The sequence below is a fragment of the Burkholderia sp. SIMBA_062 genome (assembly GCF_046534765.1).
Lineage (GTDB): Bacteria > Pseudomonadota > Gammaproteobacteria > Burkholderiales > Burkholderiaceae > Burkholderia > Burkholderia ambifaria.
Map to the genome: position 1 here is coordinate 1 of NZ_JAWRYD010000455.1, position 251 is coordinate 251.

Here is a 251-nt window from a genome sequence, read left to right on the forward strand (position 1 = left end):
CAACTCAAGCGCGACTTCAACTTCCCGGCTGTAGATGTTTTCACCGCCGGAAATGATCATGTCTTTCTTGCGATCGACCAGGAAAAGGTAGCCATCGGCATCCTGGTAGCCCATGTCACCGGTGTGGTACCAGCCGTCGCGCAGGGCTTCCATGGTGGCTACCGAATTGTTCCAGTAGCAGGTCAGTTGGGTATCGGAGCGCAGCAACACCTCACCAGGCACACCCTGGTCACAGTCCCGGCCTTCGTCAT

The 251-nt window shown here is 57.0% G+C and carries 1 pseudogene; it reads right to left on the reverse strand.

Features of this window, described 5'->3' with window-relative positions:
* Positions 1-251: pseudogene (locus SB786_RS37045) on the reverse strand (AMP-dependent synthetase); the annotation flags it as partial.